The organism is Filifactor villosus (assembly GCF_042652965.1).
GTDB lineage: Bacteria > Bacillota > Clostridia > Peptostreptococcales > Filifactoraceae > Filifactor > Filifactor villosus.
The window spans coordinates 1-19,552 of record NZ_JBHSHL010000051.1 but is presented as its reverse complement, the minus strand read 5'-3'; the positions used below and the strand labels follow the sequence as shown (position 1 = coordinate 19,552).

The 19,552-nt window shown below is 45.3% G+C and carries 25 protein-coding genes; all 25 read right to left on the bottom strand.

What is annotated here, in order from left to right; genetic code table 11:
- Position 1: 1 nt before the first annotated feature.
- Positions 2 to 1,024: a hypothetical protein gene (locus ACFO4R_RS10335; RefSeq protein WP_379789033.1), complete on the bottom strand. Its 1,023-nt coding sequence runs from the start codon at positions 1,022 to 1,024 to the stop codon at positions 2 to 4.
- 15 nt (positions 1,025 to 1,039) lie between these two features.
- On the bottom strand, positions 1,040 to 2,086 hold the full coding sequence (locus tag ACFO4R_RS10330) for a hypothetical protein (protein WP_379789032.1): 1,047 nt from the start codon (positions 2,084 to 2,086) through the stop codon (positions 1,040 to 1,042).
- Positions 2,087 to 2,097: 11 nt separating this feature from the next.
- Positions 2,098 to 2,724, bottom strand: a complete 627-nt coding sequence (locus ACFO4R_RS10325; RefSeq protein WP_379789031.1) for a YmfQ family protein — start codon at positions 2,722 to 2,724, stop codon at positions 2,098 to 2,100.
- Entirely contained in the window at positions 2,721 to 3,761 is a 1,041-nt protein-coding gene (locus ACFO4R_RS10320) for a baseplate J/gp47 family protein (protein ID WP_379789030.1), read from the bottom strand. The genes ACFO4R_RS10325 and ACFO4R_RS10320 overlap by 4 nt, the downstream gene beginning before the upstream one ends.
- Positions 3,762 to 4,190: a DUF2634 domain-containing protein gene (locus tag ACFO4R_RS10315; protein WP_379789029.1), complete on the bottom strand. Its 429-nt coding sequence runs from the start codon at positions 4,188 to 4,190 to the stop codon at positions 3,762 to 3,764. It abuts the gene before it with no gap.
- A 9-nt stretch (positions 4,191 to 4,199) separates the two neighbouring features.
- Positions 4,200 to 4,574, bottom strand: coding sequence for a DUF2577 domain-containing protein (locus tag ACFO4R_RS10310; protein WP_379789028.1), 375 nt, complete (start codon positions 4,572 to 4,574; stop codon positions 4,200 to 4,202).
- A complete protein-coding gene (locus ACFO4R_RS10305) occupies positions 4,567 to 5,538 on the bottom strand; it encodes an XkdQ/YqbQ family protein (RefSeq protein WP_379789027.1) in 972 nt (323 codons plus the stop codon). The genes ACFO4R_RS10310 and ACFO4R_RS10305 overlap by 8 nt, the downstream gene beginning before the upstream one ends.
- Positions 5,535 to 5,951, bottom strand: coding sequence for a hypothetical protein (locus tag ACFO4R_RS10300; protein WP_379789026.1), 417 nt, complete (start codon positions 5,949 to 5,951; stop codon positions 5,535 to 5,537). The genes ACFO4R_RS10305 and ACFO4R_RS10300 overlap by 4 nt, the downstream gene beginning before the upstream one ends.
- Positions 5,952 to 7,973, bottom strand: coding sequence for a tape measure protein (locus ACFO4R_RS10295; RefSeq protein ID WP_379789025.1), 2,022 nt, complete (start codon positions 7,971 to 7,973; stop codon positions 5,952 to 5,954).
- A 169-nt stretch (positions 7,974 to 8,142) separates the two neighbouring features.
- Positions 8,143 to 8,598 carry a phage tail assembly chaperone gene (locus ACFO4R_RS10290; protein ID WP_379789024.1) on the bottom strand — a complete coding sequence of 152 codons (456 nt, stop codon included), beginning with the start codon at positions 8,596 to 8,598 and terminating at the stop codon, positions 8,143 to 8,145.
- Positions 8,599 to 8,607: 9 nt separating this feature from the next.
- On the bottom strand, positions 8,608 to 9,093 hold the full coding sequence (locus ACFO4R_RS10285; protein WP_379789023.1) for a phage tail tube protein: 486 nt from the start codon (positions 9,091 to 9,093) through the stop codon (positions 8,608 to 8,610).
- A gap of 12 nt (positions 9,094 to 9,105) precedes the next feature.
- On the bottom strand, positions 9,106 to 10,425 hold the full coding sequence (locus ACFO4R_RS10280; protein ID WP_379789022.1) for a phage tail sheath family protein: 1,320 nt from the start codon (positions 10,423 to 10,425) through the stop codon (positions 9,106 to 9,108).
- Positions 10,426 to 10,429: 4 nt separating this feature from the next.
- The gene (locus tag ACFO4R_RS10275; RefSeq protein WP_379789020.1) at positions 10,430 to 10,846 is read right to left on the bottom strand and encodes a phage tail terminator family protein; all 417 of its coding nucleotides are present in this window, start codon (positions 10,844 to 10,846) and stop codon (positions 10,430 to 10,432) included.
- Positions 10,843 to 11,241: an HK97 gp10 family phage protein gene (locus ACFO4R_RS10270; protein WP_379789019.1), complete on the bottom strand. Its 399-nt coding sequence runs from the start codon at positions 11,239 to 11,241 to the stop codon at positions 10,843 to 10,845. The genes ACFO4R_RS10275 and ACFO4R_RS10270 overlap by 4 nt, the downstream gene beginning before the upstream one ends.
- Before the next feature lie 4 nt (positions 11,242 to 11,245).
- Positions 11,246 to 11,584, bottom strand: a complete 339-nt coding sequence (locus ACFO4R_RS10265) for a hypothetical protein (protein WP_379789018.1) — start codon at positions 11,582 to 11,584, stop codon at positions 11,246 to 11,248.
- Between the two features lie 6 nt (positions 11,585 to 11,590).
- Positions 11,591 to 11,968, bottom strand: a complete 378-nt coding sequence (locus ACFO4R_RS10260) for a head-tail connector protein (RefSeq protein WP_379789017.1) — start codon at positions 11,966 to 11,968, stop codon at positions 11,591 to 11,593.
- On the bottom strand, positions 11,955 to 12,248 hold the full coding sequence (locus tag ACFO4R_RS10255) for a hypothetical protein (RefSeq protein WP_379789016.1): 294 nt from the start codon (positions 12,246 to 12,248) through the stop codon (positions 11,955 to 11,957). The genes ACFO4R_RS10260 and ACFO4R_RS10255 overlap by 14 nt, the downstream gene beginning before the upstream one ends.
- Before the next feature lie 11 nt (positions 12,249 to 12,259).
- Positions 12,260 to 13,174 carry a hypothetical protein gene (locus ACFO4R_RS10250; RefSeq protein WP_379789015.1) on the bottom strand — a complete coding sequence of 305 codons (915 nt, stop codon included), beginning with the start codon at positions 13,172 to 13,174 and terminating at the stop codon, positions 12,260 to 12,262.
- Between the two features lie 13 nt (positions 13,175 to 13,187).
- Positions 13,188 to 13,751: a DUF4355 domain-containing protein gene (locus ACFO4R_RS10245; RefSeq protein WP_379789014.1), complete on the bottom strand. Its 564-nt coding sequence runs from the start codon at positions 13,749 to 13,751 to the stop codon at positions 13,188 to 13,190.
- 114 nt (positions 13,752 to 13,865) lie between these two features.
- The gene (locus tag ACFO4R_RS10240) at positions 13,866 to 14,156 is read right to left on the bottom strand and encodes a hypothetical protein (protein WP_379789013.1); all 291 of its coding nucleotides are present in this window, start codon (positions 14,154 to 14,156) and stop codon (positions 13,866 to 13,868) included.
- 16 nt (positions 14,157 to 14,172) lie between these two features.
- The gene (locus ACFO4R_RS10235) at positions 14,173 to 15,762 is read right to left on the bottom strand and encodes a minor capsid protein (RefSeq protein WP_379789012.1); all 1,590 of its coding nucleotides are present in this window, start codon (positions 15,760 to 15,762) and stop codon (positions 14,173 to 14,175) included.
- Between the two features lie 8 nt (positions 15,763 to 15,770).
- Positions 15,771 to 17,108, bottom strand: a complete 1,338-nt coding sequence (locus ACFO4R_RS10230; protein ID WP_379789011.1) for a phage portal protein — start codon at positions 17,106 to 17,108, stop codon at positions 15,771 to 15,773.
- 9 nt (positions 17,109 to 17,117) lie between these two features.
- Positions 17,118 to 18,629, bottom strand: a complete 1,512-nt coding sequence (gene terL / locus ACFO4R_RS10225; protein WP_379789010.1) for a phage terminase large subunit — start codon at positions 18,627 to 18,629, stop codon at positions 17,118 to 17,120.
- Between the two features lie 179 nt (positions 18,630 to 18,808).
- Complete coding sequence (locus ACFO4R_RS10220) at positions 18,809 to 19,363, bottom strand: phage protein Gp27 family protein (protein WP_379789009.1); 555 nt, start codon at positions 19,361 to 19,363, stop codon at positions 18,809 to 18,811.
- The coding region (locus ACFO4R_RS10215; RefSeq protein ID WP_379789008.1) for a hypothetical protein at positions 19,363 to 19,552 on the bottom strand (190 nt) is incomplete at its 5' end. The genes ACFO4R_RS10215 and ACFO4R_RS10220, both read right to left, overlap by 1 nt.

The window sequence follows — 19,552 nt, the reverse complement described above, 5'->3', positions numbered from 1 at the left end:
TTTATAATTTCATTACTTTTGCAGCCACAGGAATGGTTGTCCAGTTCGTTATAGTTCCCCTTTGATAGTAGAAATACAGAGTTGAGCTGAATGAGTCTGTATCGATATACACACTGAAAACGTTTTGTCCAATTGTCACTTCCGTTGCAGCTGAATTCCCAGCTCCTGTAGTAACTGGAACTACCTTCTTGTCGACAATGACAGCATACATGTTTAACAGTGGAGTATTCCAACCTCTTTGAGTGGAACTGCACTGCACATTAAATGTATGATCCTTCCATGTTGCTCCATTTGCTGTCGTTTGGGAAATCGAAACAACTTCTTTGTGTGGTAGTACTTTGTTTTCCCACCACCACGCAAGGTCGGAGAGGGTGCTGTTAACTGTAAGCCCTGAATTATATCCTAAGAGTCTGTTTATCGCGTTAACGTGGGCTTGTTTCCCGCTAACGGATAGCTGAAAAAGTTGCTCTACTCTTGTGGATGTGGCGAAATATGTGCTGTCGTGTCCGTCCAACAACTCGCTGTCTGCCGCCTTTGCCGTCCGACCCAAGTAGTCGTGGGTATGAGTCGTGGGCGGAAACGAGGATGGTTTTCCTGTCACTCCGGTCCATCTGACTGACGCCGCTTCCAATCCTGACCCAGGGCCGTGTACTGTCTTCAATTTCTGAAGGATCTGTTGAGCGGTGATGAGTTGAGCCACCTGCTCCGCTGTGATCCCCTGGGTTTTTAACTCTCTGAGCATGCGGTCGATATCACTTTTAGAATAAACAGATCCTACTGCAGCTTTCTTGTCAACCAATGCTTCGAGCGTTTCAAGTTCTTGAGTTCGCGCCGTTTTTTGCAAATATTCGGTATGAGCGTGATCTGCGGGCGCCTTTTCGTTGAGCTTAAGCTCAACCTCTGAGTTGCTCGCCTTTTTGCTCACCTCTCGATCTAAAATGTCCATGTTTTCATTGAGCTGTTCGATATCCGCAATATCCTCGTAATCCGGTTTTTTCAATTTCAAGTTCTGTGTTAGCTTCATCTTCTCACCTCGCTTTTAAAGAAATCCATCCGTTTCGAAAATTAGGAGTTTTCCCTCTGTCTTTGTCCAGGAGACCTGTCCTTTAAGTGTCACGGGTGTTGTTTCCGGAAAAATATAGAGGAACTGTTTTGCTGAGACGTTCATACTTAAGCTGTTGTGTTCTCCGAGTTCATTCATGTGTTCAGTAATTAATCTTGTTTTGTTCGGTTTGTTGAAATCGACCTCATAGTCTCCAATCGCAAGTTTTGCGATTTGGAACTTTTCTCCACCTCCCGTTTGCAACCTTTCAAGAGAAACTCCTTGAGAATAGGTGTATCCGTCGGTTTGTTTAAAGATAAGCAGGATCATTTTTGATGTTGTGCTTATGTTCAGCGTTTCAATTCCACTGCGTATCGGAATCTCTTGCAACCTAACATTTTTAAGCTTCAAACTCAATTCCGAAGCCGTCAACTTCGAAGATTGAAACCCTGCGTTCCAGAACGATTTTTCGAATGTAACCATCTTGAAAAATAGCGATGCAAAATTAAGTCCTCCGGATCCACCCGATACGACATTATTCCAAAAATACAAAATGTCCCGCCACGAGCTTGACGTTGTCAGCCCGCTACTCTGCCCTACCCTCTCCTCAATCGCTTGAATATGGGCAGTCTTAGACTCAAGCGATGATTGCTTTAAACGGTTAAACTCCTCACTTGTAACAAAGGCGGATGTATCAACAGAGGCAACGTCCCTCTCCAATTTCATAACTGCCTTTTGGAGTTCATTAATATCGTCAGCTTCGATAACATCACCGATTGTCTCGTAAGACAAATACAATTTTTCATGTGCAGATGAAACTCGGATAAATGTCCTCCATGGATAGTTCTCGTCGATGGACAACACGAAGTTCTCGATCTTCTCTCCCGTCAGTTTTTTGTCCGTGTATAGAGCAATCGAGGACTCGATTGCATTGTCGTGCTGAAGAAAACCCTCGTATCTTCCCGACTGCATAGTAATCTCTTCCTCGATTTGATACAGTTCCTTGTTTTCCTTGACATTTAACTTTTCATAAAATACAGTCACTCGTCCACCTCCTACAGATCGTTGTTTTTAATATCGGCCCAAACTTTTCGGGTGTTGAACAATTCGCTCCAGGTTTTCCTCTTGACTTCCTTCCATACGGTGTAAGTGTAGGAATATTCGACAGCGAGGTGTGCCGGTTTGATCTCCTCAATCGTCGACTTGAAAGAATTCATATTCCGTGGGATTCCTTTTATTCCTACAAATTTTATCTCAAAAGTATAGCGATCGTTGTGCTCCACAACCTCAACCTCCCCGCCTGAAAAGGCGCGGGCAACGAGTCGGATCATCTCGCTCGTCGTGGTCGCAGCACCTCGAAGTTTTGCTTTGATCAACTCCCGCCTTGCTTCATGGTTCCGGTTTGGATTTACAGGAAGACCGAGTTCCTCTTCCCACATTGACAGTCCCCAAGTTGCCTTCTCAACAAAAAACTGATCAAATAAGTCATTTAGGCTACACTCAAGTTCTCCGACTTCGAACCCAAGGGATCTTTGTAACATAATCATTTCTTTGATTTGCTGCCAATAACGAGGGAGATACTTCATCAAATCAAGATAGCATTCTTCTTTTTGTACCTCATCCTTCAGGCTGTTCGCAAAGGTTGAAGCACCGTATAGAGTGGCACCATAGTATTTTCTCACTGCATCACCCCTAGCGATATGCTTGAAAGTACAGGAATTTCTGTATTTTCAAGCGGAATATTCGAAGCGGATTTATTCAATTGAAGATTTTCAAAATCAGCAATGCCTTCGGTATTGAGCAGGAGGTTCCCGACCTTCGCGACAGAGATATAGTCAACTTGAAAGGAAACTTTTTTGAAATACTCTTTTAAGGCATTTGAAAACTCGCTTTGTATTTTTGACAAACTTGCAGATTTCTCCGTTTTCACATTCGCCGATACGGAAATTTCCTTACTCACGGCGGTCACGACCTCTACGTTGGCCCCTATGGGCCTGCTCTCTTCAATATGAGTCTTTGCTGCTTCAAGAAGCTGTTTGTCCGCAGCCTGCATTTTGCTGTTCACAATTACAACCTTCACAGTCCCTGGTCCTTGATGAAGAGGGAAGATCTTTGCGGCTCCTACCCCTTTGACTTCCAGTGCCCAACGCCTGTAGTGATACGTGTTCCCGCTTGTAGCCGGCTCCCGTGCTTTTGACAGGTATCTCTCCCTCAAATGCTCCGTACTCTCTTCCTCTTCCCCGAGAACAACATTCTCCAGAATTCTCGCAGAACCGAGCCCTTTGATATTGTCAACAGGAAGGAGATCGCCCAGCGACGCATTAGGTGCCTCACCCGCCTGTTCGCAAGTAATTAAAAAAATACCTGTGGACAGGCGTTTCGTTGTCAAAAAGGTGTAGTCATCAATAGAGAATCGCAGATTTAAATCGACATCGACAAGTTCTTCATTGATGTCTTTAAATTCAGCTTTTTTCGTATTAAATGTCGCAGGAAAGGCATCGATACCCCTCTCCTTCGCTCGGAGCAACAAAAACTCTCGATCTGCCGATTGCGCAAACACCTGCGACAACATCTTCTTCATTTCTTCGTAGGCTTTGCTGAGCTCAAAACAAGCAGGAGCAAGAGCGGAGTAGATCGGCGAGCTCTCTCGCTTGTCGAGTTCATTCGGAACGCGAGACAAGGTTCTTTTCAAAAGAGCCTCATAGCTGTATTTTTCCATCTATTCCTTTCCCTCCTTTATAATCGAAGCCGTATAACTTTCCGAAATGACTCCATGGATGGTTTCAACCTTGAAAAGCACCCTTATCGCGTCCTTATCGGCCTGCTCAAACTCAAAATCAAAGACATCTGTGATCCTCTCGTCTTTCACAAGGCTTTCCTTGATCCTTCTGGAGAGTTCCGAAACCACGTATCCGAACGCCTCGCCGTATAGATCCAGAGTCCGGAGGCCGTAGTTCGGAGTGTAGATTTCATGTGCTCCCTGCTCTGTTGCCAAGATACAAAACGTCGCCTGCTTTACTGCCGACAGACTATCAATAGTCGCAGATGAAAGCTTTTGATTCGTTTGGATATGATGAACCTTATCCGATTTTTGACGCTGCAAGTCTTCTTGACTCGTATATTCTATTTGTTCCGGCAAAAGCTTCATGATATCCTCCTAACTCCACTGCCATCTGTCTTCCTTTGAAATTTCCACGCTTTTCTTGTCCCTGACTTTACTTATAATCAAGAACAATTGACCCGCAGAGAGTTTGATCAGTTGGAGCGTGTCGCCTTGTTTTATCCCTTCCTGGATGGTGATCACTGTCTCAAGAGCCTCGTGTGAATCATTGTGCTTGTGCTTGAGATTAACCTTCTTTTCAAGAACGAGCTCTGAAAAAAGCAGCATATCCTCATCGAGTGTAATACGATCCGAGACCTGTACCCGGAGAGGTGAAACGCTCACTACCGTTCCAAGGACAAAGTCCGCCAGCTCCGTCGCGGAAATCTGTTTGTGATTGATCTTCTTGATCACATGTAAAAGTTTATCCATTGTACACCTGCATTTCCAAGTCCATGATATGATCCGACGCGCTCACCTTGTGTGTGCATCGATCAATCAAAAGAACCTTATTCAATGAAATATCTCCCAAGTCCGGAATAGAAACGGGGATCATCATCCCGGCACGAATCTCCGGTATCCCGATACAACTGAGCCTTAATTTCCTCCCGGTCCTGCAGTAGTATTCCAGGTACTTCTTTGCCATTTGTTTGATTTGAGCCGGATTCATGTTCTCGTCGACCTTTTGATAATACTGAAGACGCCCCCATCGTTCTACCTTCTTTGAGTCGTTTGCGATATAGGTATCCGCTCTCCCTGTTGACTTGTTGGGTCTTACTAACTTGATGTAATTGTACGCTTCTTCAATACTCGTATCGTAGGTGTAGTCCGTCACAAACGACTCACTTCCAAGGATAAATCGGGATTTCATATTTCCGATTTCCTTCAAGCTCAGCTTGCCGAAATCATCGAACAACACATAGATCTTTTTTGTCGCAACTGCCGTCGTTCGAATGCAGTCCGTAATGATGTCCATCAAAGTTTTGTCGTCGTACAATTTTTTAGGAAGGATATATCCGGTATTTTCGATATCGCCAAGCGGGAGTGCAAACTCTTCCGCGATCAACTTGACGACCTGGGTCAAGGTCATATTTTTGATTAAATACGACTGCTTATATTTCAAGTAACGCAGAAGGTCCCAGGCGGTCGTCGTGATAACATCCTGCTTTTTGCTCTTCTGAAAAACAATACCGGAGCAAAACTTCTTATCCTCCAGAAAAGTTTGAAACAAGTCGCCCGCGTGATAGTTGATCTCTCCGTTCTTCAATACATTGAAGCTGATTTTTGACGCTTGACCGGCTCTTTCTGTCGTATAGGTCAGATTTCCGTCAAGGATTGGAGAAACTTCGTAGGTCTTTTTAACCGCTTTGCTATGAAGCAGGGCACGGATCATCATAGTATTTTCGCCTCGAACTTTCTGTACTCTGTTAGCTTTATTGAATAGTGAAAATCCCCCGGCTCGGCTTCCTTATCTGTAATTTCGAAGCTGTCTATCACAACGAGAGCATTTGTGTTTAGCGAAATCGAACCGTCTTCGTTAAATCGGTTTACGATGAACCTGAGCGGTTTCATCGTTGTCTTCTCGTCATAGAGATACTTTTTTATCGCTTCAATCGTCGATTTCGCATCGACCCCGTCGGTATATCGAAGTTCCGACGTGATCGTCCACGTTCTCAGTTTCATGCGCCCGGGTTTCACCACTTCGCCGAGGGAAAGCACATCATACTTCTTATTGTCTTTGGATGCACTTTCCTTCAACGATGAAGGAAGGAGCGGTATTTTCAGTTTGCCGAGATACATTTCATACATCTATATCACTCCCTCATCGTAGTAGATATCCGCAGAGGTTTCCGCGGCTTCGTCCAGTTTTTCCGCAAGTTTATTTGCCAGTTTCTCCAGATCCGCCTCTTCTCTGATCGTCGCGGAGTTGTGGATGACCGGAGACTGGGTTTGAACGGATAGATTGATCTGATTTACTCGATCCTTGGTCACGATATCCATCAGCATCTTCAGGTCCTCATCAGCAATATTGACCTTGTCTTCGATCTTTCCGACCTTCCCGACCTTTCCAACGTCCCCGATGTTCTTCCCTTCCCCCAACTGCTTCTCTACATCTGTGCCTCCTGCTCCCTTTGATTTCCTCATCGCATCCTCACCTTTGCTCAGGAGCCCGGTCGCAAAAGCGGCTCCTTTTTCGGCAAATTTTGCAGAATCAACATAATCAATGTTTTTCCAGGAATTTAATCCTGCAGGAGTTGCAGGCTTTGACATCGGATTTTTTGACGACAAAGAGACATGCTCAAATGTCTTAACTTCAACCCCGGGGATACTATTCACACCGGAAGCGATCCAGTTCCACCCGTCGATAATTCCGTTGATCAGACTTTCGAAGAACGAAAGCACCGCGTTAATCATGTTGTAGAAGAGCGTCTGAATGGCCCACACAGGATGATTAAAGGCGTTTTGAATAAATACCGCCGTTTTTCCTACAAAGTTGATCAGATCGATAAATCGGTTGATGACAAAGGCGATCACCGTCCCGGCCACACTTCCGATTGTCGCGAAGATCTGCTCGAAAGTGATGCCCATGCGACGGAGCTCAAATGTGATGACTCCGACAATCAGCACGATCGGCAAAAATGGCGCCACGGCGGTTGCTGCGGTTGCAACCAAGGCGCCGAGGGCGGTAACTCCCGACCAAATCAAAGGTGCTAGCGCAAAGAACCCGGCTACGATGATACCCGTGAGTACCGATTCAAAGACAGGACCCGCCTCGGAGATCATGCTCCAGAATCCGACGAAGAGTGAAACAATTAAATCAAGCGCAAACACAATCACGTTCAGTGTGTTCGCAACGATATCAAGCAGGTTTTGACCCTGCGCGGAATACAGCCAATTCACAAACTGTGTGAATCGTTCGTTGATCCGCCACAGTGCGAATCCGGTCTCCATAAACTTCCCGATCCAAGCGGTCATAAGATTGCTCATAACCGTAGCATTCTCCCCGAAGGTACGCGGAAGGGCCATAAATTGTTCACGGATCTCCTTATCCATGGATTCAAAAGCGCCGATGATCTTCTCGGTGGTTAGCTCTCCCGCTGTCGCCATCTGTTTCATCTGTTGCATCGATATTCCAAGTCCGTCGGCTATCGCAGACATCAGCGCGGGAGCGTTTTCTTTTAACGACTTGAACTCGTCTCCTTGGAGTTGACCCGAACCCATGGCTTGAGACAACTGAAGGAGCGACGCCTCGTTTTCCGAGTTCGTTCCTCCGCCTATTTTTAATAGCATGTTGACCTTCTCGGCGAATGCGATCGCGTCGTCATTCGTCTTCATGGCGCCGGTCATCCCGATTTTCGTAACAAGACTCGCCGTCGCTGCATAGCTCGACCTGGTTTGATTCGCCGATCGCATGATCTTCTCCTGAAGCTCGCTCTGTGTCTGAAGACCGTCGTTGATCAGCGACAATCGTGCATTTAAACTTGTATACTCATCTGCCACCGCTGCGATTCGTCCAATTGCCGATATCGCCTGCCGGATCAGCTGCAAGGTCGACCATACGCCTATCAAACGGGCCCCCCAGCCTCCGAAACTCGAGGCGGTGGCATTCGAGGAATGATACATCTGATTGAGTTCTCGCTCCATTTGATCCAAGGCGATCTCCGCAGATGCGATATTTCTTCGCATCGCGCTAAAGGCATCGGTTCCCACAAGGTTCGAGCGAGCGTCAAGACGCTGCATGTTTGAGATCATCATATTCATCGTTTGAATGATATATCGAAGAACAGGAGTCATGTGATCCTGAAGCGCTATGCTGTTGCTTACTATCATCGTTTCGCTCCTTTCTTCGCCTTCTCTCTGCGCCTTGATATTTCAATGAGTATTGCTTGAAGCAATGCCTTTTCCCGTAGCTCCATTTTCAAAAAATCAGAAGGTCGAATGAAGCCAAACTCTTCAATGCAGTACATGTAAAGAAGAGTTTCTCCATCGCCTTCCGTTATTAGTTTTTTGCATCGTGATAAAGTTTAGAATACTCCTCGTCGTATCCGTTGAATTCCATGATTTTGTTTGCTAACAAGTCGATTTCTCCGACTTTCAAAGTCTTATAAAGCGCCTCCTGAGGAGTGCTCGCTCCTAGTTTGTTAAGAAAATCGACGGCCTTGAAATTCGGATATCGACAATGATTGATTACAACGAGCTCATTAAAGAGCTTCAAATTTTGCTTGATGATCTTACCAGAGCCGTTTCGAATGATAGAAGCATTGAGATAGTTCTCATGTTGCTTCTTGTTAAAGAGCTCAATCGTAAAGGTAAAGTCCTTCAACCGGTTCGAGATCACCACATCCATCGTCATATCCTCATTTACCTGATTTGCCGCCAGGAAGTCCTCCAGAGTCAGTGCAGGAAGTTCCTGCTGTGTATCTTCTACCGCTGCGGTCATCAATTCTTCATTCATCTTATCCTCCTATTCTCTGCCGATCGCGGCAGGTCGCGTAAAGTTTTCCAAGCTGTCCCAATCTCGGAATGAGAATTCGAACTCATTACGGAGCCCGTCCTCGTTCGACTCGTCCAGCTCCTGCAGTGTGATATCCCCAGATGGGATGAGGTCAAAATATACCTTTGACATCTTGCCGAGGCTTGTACCTTTATCATGATTGATTACCTGACAATCGATTTTCGGGAATTTTCCCGTCTTCTTAAATTCTTGTAGCCACTCCGTCATCAAACCGACAGTCCAGTAGTCCGCAGTGATGCTTATTTTGTTTTCAAATCCGGATATCTTCGTCTGCTTGTTTCTCGTTCCGATCTGCCCACGCTGTGAGGTTTTAGGCGTTGTGGACGCTTTAAACTTCTGTGATCCGTAGAGAGTGATTACTTCTCCGTCTTTGATAAACTGAATCTGACCGTCCTTCCCGTTTGTGAAATCCTCCGATCTCAAATATTCACCCATGTTTGACGCCTCCTATCTTTCATATACTGTCATATAGAGCTTTTTCATAGAGTCCACGGTTTGAATGTTCATATCAACTTTGACATCTTCCTTCTCCGCTCCTTGGACCACGATGATATCGTCTGCCTCAAAGTTTTGAATCGCTCGCAAGTCCTGAAGAGCTCGTGCGTTTGCAATCAGTTGAGCCTTGAAGGTATCTCTCCCGTTTTCGACGTTATCGACCTTTCCGGCGTAAAACTTTTCAAAGATAAGACGGGTTGTATTCGCAATCTCGTCAAAAACGCGGATGGAGCGGTTGTTTGAAAAATCTCGGTCCTTCTCGGGCGAAAAGTCTGTGAACGTGTTGACGTCATCCAGGACGACGATTTTGCTGTCGACACGTTTTGAAAGTAGGAAAAAGCCCTTTGAAAGCTCCGTTTCAAGCTCGTCCTCCGGCAGATCTCCGATAATTTCAATTGCTCCTTCGATGATTTTATAACAGTTACTTTGATTGATGTTCGCCCCCGCCGTTGCTCCTGTCACATGAGCAACAAAGTTTTCTTTTTCGACCGTTTCGGTTCTAGTCTTGTATCCTTGTTTACAACTGATGATCCCCTCATAGTTCGCTTCGACGTAGTCCAGAACGACCGCCTGCACCTTTTTCCCTTGCTTTTCCCGAAGCTGCTTGATATAGTCCGTTGCCAAAGGCGGAATCGAAGAGTCCGCGGAGGGGATTCCCATAACTTGCCACTCCTTTGTTTTCATCATTTCAAAATACTTTGTATAAGTCGCCTTCGATACCGTTCCGTCCGTGCCGTTCTCCAGATTCACTCCCGCGGATACCGTAACAGTTCCTTCGCCGGAGAACTCTACAAAGTCATTGGATACGAGTTCTGTGGCTTCTTTAACGGTCTGACTGTCTACCTTGTTTGTCTTGAAAAAAGTCTGAACGTCATAATCTGTCTTATTTTTCTTGATGACGACCTTGATCTGATTGCCAAGCGTTCCGAGCCTCCTCGCCGTAATCGTCAAGTTTCCGATTGTCGCAGTAGCCTTTGCCCCTCCAGTGTTAATGGGATAAATCAGGAGCTTGTAACAATTTTTCAAGCATTCCCGAAGCACCAAACTCTCCGGATCGAAGGCGGTCAGCCCCACTTTAGGGAGCGACTTCCCATCAAGAAGATCCGTCGAGAACAGTTCAACGAGTTCGCCTTCGTTCGACCAACTCAGCGGGATCGGCATTGTCGCAATACCGCGACTTCCCACCGCCGCGGTCGGTGCCGGCACACTCTTAAAGTTGATGTATGCACCGGGGAGTTTTTTGTTCATTGTTAAAAACGTTCCTCCTGCCATGGGTTCACCTCTTTCTTCTTTCTTTTGTTTCTAAGTTTTCCATTTTCGTATTCCTTTTTTCTTTATAGTGGACACTGTTAAACGACACAAAGAACTGAAGCACGTTGTCTTGGATCCTGTGGTGCATATCGAAGCCTCGCAGGTGCTCTTCCTTGTATTCAAAGTACTCCAAGTGTGAATATAGGTCGTTCGCAATTTCTTGAAGACGGATATAGTCTGTATCGTCATCACGCTCAAGATAGCAACAGATCATAAAATCCGACTTTCTTTTATATACGTTTCCGATGCCTTTCCGTTGCTCTTGATTGACGAGAAAAATAGAAAACGCGGGCCTCTTAAGCTTTTCCGCACGCTCCTTGTAGATCGTGAAATTCTCGTATTTTTCTTTTAGACGCGAGCTTATAATGCTGTGAAATATCATCTTATCTCCATCCCCAATCCCGCGACAAAGGTCGCGAACTCACTCCGAAACCGTGTCGGCATCCTCCGCTCTACTTCTTTGATAGATAGAGTGCACATAAAGTATCCTCTTTTCCAGGACATCCGATCCCTTGTCAAATGTCCGTACTCGATGAAGGCAGCATACTCCGTCGTGTTGTAGATCGTAATTTTCAGCATTTCCCCTTCTCTTTGTATGTTGCCGATCATCCAAGTGTTTTGCAAATACCCGGTATCAACAGGAGTGATTCGCTTTGTCTTTCCAAGCGCATCAAGTGCTTGCTTTAAAAGAAACCTTTGTAAAAAAGCACCAAACTCTCTGTGCAGACGGTCGATTCGCTGATACAGATGCATAAAGCCGGAGTAATCAAAACTCATAGTATCACGCCCGATCCGTGAAGAGCAGCGGAACCTCCTGGTGCGATCCCTTATACATGATGCCCTTTCCCGCTTTGAAGTAGTCCCCGCGGACAAACACGAGAAACCCCTCTGAAACTATAATTTCATCGCTTAGAAAGAGCATATATGACTGAGCGACCGGATTCGAAGTGTCTTCGATTTTAAGATCGCTCAAGGATCTCTTTGAGAAAGCACAGAGCACATTTTCATACAACAATCTCTTTCGTTGTGTCGTGCTCCCGTCCTCTTCTATTTCTTCCTCGTAATCATAGATGTTACAAGTATCTGCATATGTCTTTTCTAAAATCGCACGCTCGTTCATCACAGCTCACCTCATTTGTGTTCGCTTGTATCTCTTCAACACTCGAAGATACGGCCCTAATCCCTCTACCTCCGCAATCGAAGGAAGTGCAGATGCAACATTGAACTCGATCTTTGTGTCGCCTCGCGTGATCGCTTTTTCTTGAATGTCTTTTTTGAGTTCAGCTATACCAAAGTCGTTTATCGTCAAGACATGCGACGTGATCGCCGCGATCGTCTTCTCCAATGCGGAAGGAAGCTGCATCTCCTCCGAGTAGTTGATATAACTTTTTACTTGTTCGATGATCAACTCGATCAGGTACATCAGTTTTTCGTCGTTTTCCGTGCTTTTGAGTCCCGAGAGGAGCTTAACTCCTCTCAGGACCTCATCCTTACGCAGATTCATTTTCCTCACTCTTTTCGCTTTTCTCAAGAAGCTCAACGAGCTCCTTCTTCGTCATCCCCTCCGTGACGGAGAGGTTCTTTTCTGTTGCGATCTTTCGAAGTTCCTCTGCCTTGTATTTTTTATAATCCTGTGAGGATACGACCTCGGACGAAGAGTTGTCCGAGGTCGTATCCTCCCCTTCCCGATGATCAAGCAAGGTGTAGCCCTGCATAATCAACCGATCTTTTTGTATTTCGTTTTCTGTCTCTATGATAATGTTCAAATGTTGAAGCCTGTACATCTTGCACCTCCTTAGTTACTGCATACGCGGACCAGGTCGAGGCGATGCTCCGGGATCCAGAGATCGTGGAATTTCCTGTAATCGATCTGCCAAGCGTTCGCTTTTTGATTTTGCTCCGGAGTGAAAATCCTTGTAATGTCCTGCTTGGAGATAGCGATCGGGGTTTTTCTTGTCATAATGATCCAGTTGATGTCCTTCGCGGAAACATCAGGAACAAGTCCTCCGGCTTCCTGCCCTCCTGTTTTCCCATCGTTCTTTTTATATACGGTTTTCAAGCGTGCGCTCGGCGCTTCGATGATCGGCATCTCGTCAAGAAATTTTACTCTTGTGCTCACATTTCCTTGCTTAAATTCTCCTATGTTGATTCTTCTTGAGCTTTCAAGCGCGTCACTCAAAGTTCCCGCGATGATCGGCGACATTATGATGATCAGCTCCGCAGACGGAGCAATGTCTCGGATGGAGCGAATGTCATTCAAGAGTTTTTCCAAGATCGTAGCCTTTACCGCCGTATATCCCTCTGTCGCTTTGCTTTTTGCCTTCGCCAAAGCAAAAATCTTGCTATATCGATATGAATCGATCTCCGGAATAACCTGAGTTCTCTGGAACTCTCCCATTACCGTTCCCGCGTTCAACACAAAGTTCGTTTCGTCAACGTCCATGATGTCGAGATGAAACTTTCTTCCTCTGTCCTGTGTGAGCTTCATCGTTTGATATCCGAGCGTCACAGCCCCCTGAACATATCCTTCGTCCCTGGAATAATCTCCAAGTCCTTGCATCGTAATCGTCGGAACTTTAACCTCGTCTCCTCCGGAATACTTGACTTGACCGGCATTGTCTTCCATCCAGCCGGTTGTCGATTCTTCTACAATTTGCTGATCCAGTTGCTCCTGAAAAATTTTGCTATACTCTAATGTATTGATAGCCATGTTCTTTCCTCCTTTAAGCTCTCAGTGCCGCTTTAAACTGCGCTTGAATATCGTTGTCTTGTGATCCTGTTCCTCCACTTTCAGGAGTCTTTCCTTTGAGTCGTTCTTCGACCGTCGCCTGGACACTCTCATCGAATACTTTTTTCAAGGCGTTGATGTTCTCTTTTGTTTTGTCGATATCTTCTCCGAGGACGAAGTTCAGGAAAGAAGAAGGCAGCTTTTGTTCTTCCAGAACCGCCCTCGCATCCTCTTTTAAAGCTGACAATACTTTTTCACGTTCCAAATCCGCCACCTTGTCCTGCAAGTTCTTAAGTTCCTCGGCCTTTTTCTCGTCCGCCGACAGCTTTGCGACTCTCTCCGCCTCCTTCGTCGCCGCCTGTTTCGCCTTCTCGATTTCAGTAGCATGCTTCTCCGATGTTATCTTTTCCCACTCGGCCTTCATAGCCTCGACTTCCTCCTGCGTGAAAGTCTTCGCTTCCTCCGCCTGCGTAGATTGTCCTTCCGCGGATCCTCCGCCTGTAGCCCCGTCATCCGGAGCGAAAAATTTAAAATTTTCTTTGTTTAAAACATATCTCATGCCCTTATCCTCCTTATTTTTTTGTATTTTAAAAGCCCCTCCGGATCTCCTCCGAAAGGGCTTTAAAACCTCTTTGAATGCAATCAAAAAGCACCTTAGCTCTCGCCTTAGTGCTTAAGATACTTGTACCTCTGTATTTCCCATTTTTTTATATTCGTAGTGAATCGTATCCATTATAGATTCGAGTTTTATACCAACATCTGTAATTTCGTCATCTTCATCAACTCCACTTGTCGAACTTGCAAGAAACAGAGCAGAATGAAACTCGTCGAAATCAGAGTCGTTTTCAATATTCAACACAACTTTCCCTTCCTTCTCCGAACGATGCTTAACATACTCAAAACAGTCTTTTGCAAAAGCTGTTAAGAAATCGATATCTTTTTTAGAGAAAAATATATTTATCATCCGTTACCCTCCTTCTTTACTGTGGCGTTACACTAATTAGTTTCCCGGTTTCATGATTAACGATCACCTTTGCTTTTGCTCCTCGATATTCCGTAACAGAGGTGTCGCTTTTGCTCTTCACTACATTCGCATTCAACAAAGCGTCTTTGATATGTTCTATTTCAACTCCATTTCGCGGTCTTTTTGTCACCGGATCATGACTTGTTCCAAGCACTCTCTCCAGAAAGTGAGTTTTTTGCCCGGTTATTTGTACTCCATCCTTTGTCGTTAGACCAACAAGTCCCCGTTCCACTTTGTAATAATATGTTTTGTAATCCGAGAATGAGCTCCAAGCCGATATTGTATTCTTTTTTCTCGACTTGTTGTACCTTCTTAAAAGCTCAAACTCCTTAGGATTATTATACTTCATTTCTTGAAATTCATCAAAGGTTTTTGGCAGTTCTTTCTTTCCAACGATGTCCTTATATCTTTTGTATTGATTCTTATCCGCAAACTTATTTCTGTCGAGCTTTTCCATAACGCTCAGCTTCGTTTGTTCCTCAACGGAAAGATTATCAAACCACTGTTTATAATCGATGTTGTCTTTTACAAAGTAATTCTTCCCGTCCGAACCTCTTGCGATCCGGTAGAACGGCTCCTCATCCTCCGGAAAATAAGGTACCGTTGTACTCCTGCAATTCGGATGCATCGGGTTGCAGTTTACTCCTACCTTGCGATCCTTGACGGGAAACCTCTTCCCATCGAGTTCCTGACAGATTTCAGAAGTACGATAATCCAAAGTGGCGAGGAATTCGTACATCTCAAGCCCCGCATTTTGGTAACAGTCGAACGTCGCCTCTCCCATCACGTAGTTGCTTTCTGTCCGAACGAGTCGTTTGGCGTTGGAGAACGATACATTCATTCTATCTCGAAGCCTTCTCGACATCTTGTCAATACTGTGCCCTTGAGCAAAACCCACGGACAGGGCCTGCGAAACCTCTCGGATCGTCTTCTTGTTGTTCCTCCAGATCCTGGAAGAAAAAGACTTCCCCGACCACGGCCTGCTTACTGCCAGCTCGACAGCCGCAGCATTTAACGTGGCGAAGGAAAGGGTCATAAAGTCATTAAAAGGCGAGATCGCAGAAGAGGAGACCAGTTGATTTACAATCGTCTCATTATGATACAGTTGGTGGGCGGTGTCGTAATAGCTGTCCTTGTAGACCTCGTTCAAATGCTCGAACATTTGAACATCCGTACTTTTTGATATCAGTTCCACTTGCAATTCAATCTGCTTCTTCAACGCCTCGAGCCGGGAAATACGCTCCTTCAGATATCTCTTCTGCAGATCCTGTAGCTCCTGATCCGTCCAGTCTCTCGTGCTGATGTTATCGTCAAAATTCTGATAGAACTCTTCGACTTCCTTCGGGCTAAGCAGTCGATTTAAGTCCTTCGCTTCGCCTCCCGCCTCAACTTCGTATCTTTCATAAAACTTTTCAAGATTCTTGTCGATCTGTTTCTGTGCTTCCTTGTACGTTTTCTCTAAATTCTTGAGGAACTTCTCTCCTCGATTCTTCTGTCTCTGTTCTTTGTGAAGAGCCCTCTTTTGAAAATACTCCGCCGTCGTCATAACAGCACCTAGCTTTCAATCGCATAGTCGAGCTTATCGTATTCGTCCTGCTCTTCCTTGAGCCGACGAAGCTCCTCGTCGACATTCTCGATTTGCGGCAGAAGCTCCAAAAGTGTTCGTTTGCTGATATACTCCGCACAGGAGAGGATCGTATTCGTAAGTTCCTGCTCATTCACAGGAAGGTTTCGCGTAAACTCTTCTGTGATCATACGGAAATCCCAGTCACGATTAAATTTGATATTCAAGAGTTTCGTAATCAGTTCGCTACGCTTTCGCAAGCCTACCCGGAACTTATTCTCCTTCTCCGTCGCCGCCTCTTCGAGCGGGATCGTCTTGAATTTGATCGCAATCCCGGAGAGGTTGCCTGCAAACTTCTCGTCGCCCAAATCCGGTGTCATCGAGAACTTATGAATATCCGCATTTAAGCGATTCTTATAGTTTTCCGTCGCCGCATCGTTGATGTCTTTGACCAGGAACTTCGCACCTCCGCCGTCCGGAAAGAACAAAATCCTGTTTTTCTTCATCTTTTCTGCAGCGCTTGTTCTACCGCCCTCCTCGTCGTCGGAGTCATCCGTGATATCGTTGCTTCCGTCGATGACCATGTAGGCATCGTTGAAGTAATCGACATCATTCGCCGTGTTGGACTGCGATGTATCGTAGGCGTCGTTTAATCGGAGCACGTCCTCAAAGTCCGACTTCATCTCTTCATTGTTCTTATACAAGATAAAAGGAACCTCGGAGAAGATGTTCTCCTCTCGCCGCTCCTTGTCTTCAACAAAGTTTGCTGTCCCTTGTTTTCGCGAAAAATATCGCTTTTCCTCTTCCGTGTAAACTTCCGCGACTTCGATCGCCTTGTTATCTAAGCCGGAAACAACGTAATAGCGGAGGCCGCACAAAAGGAAAGAATCCATCGACGTGCCGAAGATCAGGATCACCTCACGCGGATCAAGCTTCTTGAACTTTGTTTCCGCCCTCTCGTTTTGATAAATTAATTCAACCCCATATCCGAAAATAGAGGCGGACTTGGCCATTTCAAAATTCACATCTTGAGAAAAATTGTACTCCATCACTTCATTGAACTTCTGTAGATACTCCTCTTCCGAGGATTTCAGCTTGACCGGCACTCCTGCAAAATATCCGGTCTGAAGCTTTGTAATATACTTCGCATACGCGCAGGCGAGCCGATTATTCGGTTTCCCCGCTTCCGTCTGACGATTTAAGATCTCGTTATCCGCGGAGTAGTATTGATACAGAAGATTCAGACGCCCGAACTCTTTTGCCAGAAATCGATCGACGACCAATTTCACATTCTTTTCGTTTACTTCGAATTGTTGTAGCTTGATCATCGCATCCTCCTATAATCCAAGCAGCTTTTTGCTGAGCATCCGCATTCTCTTCTTTCCTTTGACTTCTCCGTTACACAGTTCCACCAGACCTGTCAGGCAGTCCGGAGCGTCATCGTGATCATTCTTTCCTTTTCTCTGATATTTCATAATCGCTTTTGCGAACTCCGGATACTTTTTCTTCCATCCTTCCGGCATAATCACCTGCTCCATGACATTCGTAGCGTTGACTAAGATACGCGTTTTCTTGTTCTTCGACTGATGAAACCAGGTAATCACGCATTTTTTGTTTTTAAGGTCTTTCAATTCTCTCTCTACGTTTCGAGCAAAGCCTCTTCCTCCATTGTTGCTCTCGATGACGTCTTCCTTCGTTCCTGCTATTGTCAATCTCCTTGCCGCTTCCTTCTCCGTTGTCTCCATCGCCTCATCTGTATAATAAATATCTGTGATATACAAAAATCCATTGATCTCATCCGCACAGATCTGACAGAGGAAGTCCGCACCCTGATCTGCCGTATCGGTATAGGCGAGGCGCCTTGTGACCCGATCCGGGTCATATACGTCATAAGTCTTAAATTCTCCGTATAGTGCTCCGGTCTTGTCGATCGGCTGCTGCATGTAGTTCGCCAGAAAAATCTCCTCATCGATTCCTTTTCTTTTATCTTCGATTGCCTCCCTGCTTAAGATTTCGTCGCAAAGTGGCACACCGTCCTCAGACAAAACAGGCATCTCCAACACAAAACACTCGTCCGGATATGCTGCGATCAGTCTCCCGGCGAGGTCATCTGTTGCCCACCTGGTCATGATGATGATTTGAATCGCTCCCTCGACCATCCGTGATAAGAATGTATTCTTATACCAATCCCAGTGATTGTCCTTTACTCTCTCGTTTACAGCTTCTTCTTTGTTTTTGATAGGATCATCGATAATTCCGATATTGCCACGCATACCGGTGATTGATCCGCTGAAAGACGTTGCTAGATAGGACATATAAGAACCTTCCAAGGACCAGAGGTCCATCGCTCCATCTCCGTCTTTGATCTTCAACCCAGGGAAGAACGAAGAAGGAACAAAATAATCCAAGTCCCCTCGGATCTCCTGATCCTGGATCATCTCCCTCACCGTTTTGGCAAAGCGTGTGGAAAGCGTCTGATTATAAGAAACCGTAATGACCTGATTTTTTACATCCTGCCCGAATGCCCAGGAAGCGAACATCCCCGCGGTATAGGATTTTCCATGTCCGGGCGGAAGGTTAATAACCAATTTGTCGTAAGGCCTCCCATTCTTATTTAAGAGCTTTTTCTCATACATCTGTTGCAGAGTATTGCATAATACATCCTGAAAGGTTCTTGAATCCGAGAAAAAAGACGGATTCATATAATTGCAGAATTTCCGGAACGAGTAGCGGCCTTCTTCAATCTTGAGTTCTCTCTCCTCTTCCTCTTTCGTCTTATTGATTTTTCTCCCTGCGATTTCTCTCAAGATCGACACATTTTCACCCCGCTTGATAGTTTCATCTTTCACAGAAAGAAAAAACCCCTTTCATTTTCTTTCATTGCCTTTCATTTATCTTTCAAAATTTCTCTCTTATATTTTTACATCCGATTTTAAAGACGCTATAAACTGCATTTTTTTGCATTTTATAGCTATATTCGATTTGCCCTTTGCCTTCTCCATCGATTTTTATCTTTCAAACCCATCTTTCAAGATTTCAAATTCTCCTCTTTCGCCTGTTTTTCAACCCTTTCAAGGATTTCCAAAATCTTTCCGAGGAGTTCCGGTTCGGTTTTTAACACTTCCTGCAGTTCAAGTTTGATTTTTTCCGCCGCAGCATCGACTCCTTTGTTGAACTGATAGCGGAGTTTTTCCCTGCTTACCGCCGAGCGCTCCAACGATGCCAATGCTTGCATTCCCGCAATCGCATTTTTGTCGACCTTCCCGTCCTCCGTGTTCAGGAGCATATTCATCAATAATTGAAATGCCATTGTAGAACTTGCCTCAGCCATATCGAGTTTTGAGCCTGCCGAAGATTCAATAATCGCCTTAGCCTGTTCTTTCGCCCTTGTTATGCTTTCGAGCTTCTCACTGAACTTCTTGCCGTAACGCGCGACCGACTTCGAGGAGATATCTTTATGCCCTGCCTCGTGAATCATCTTTGTGATCTGCTCGTAAGTCATCCTCTTATTTACGATTGCATCGTGAATAGCCTCGCGGAGGGCGTCAGGCAGCTTATCGATTTTGCTGTGCGCTCGATTCATTACAAGCACACCCCTTTGTCTTCAACCGTCCCCTCTGCCAAGTCAACTCCGGAAGTGGTCAGTTTGTAGAATTTGTTACTCAGCGTTTCGACGAATGACACTTCTCCGAATTTCTGTAGTTCGACGAAATGATCATCGACCAGATAAGAGATATTCGCCTCGAACTCCTTCTTCGTAATCTCATAGCCC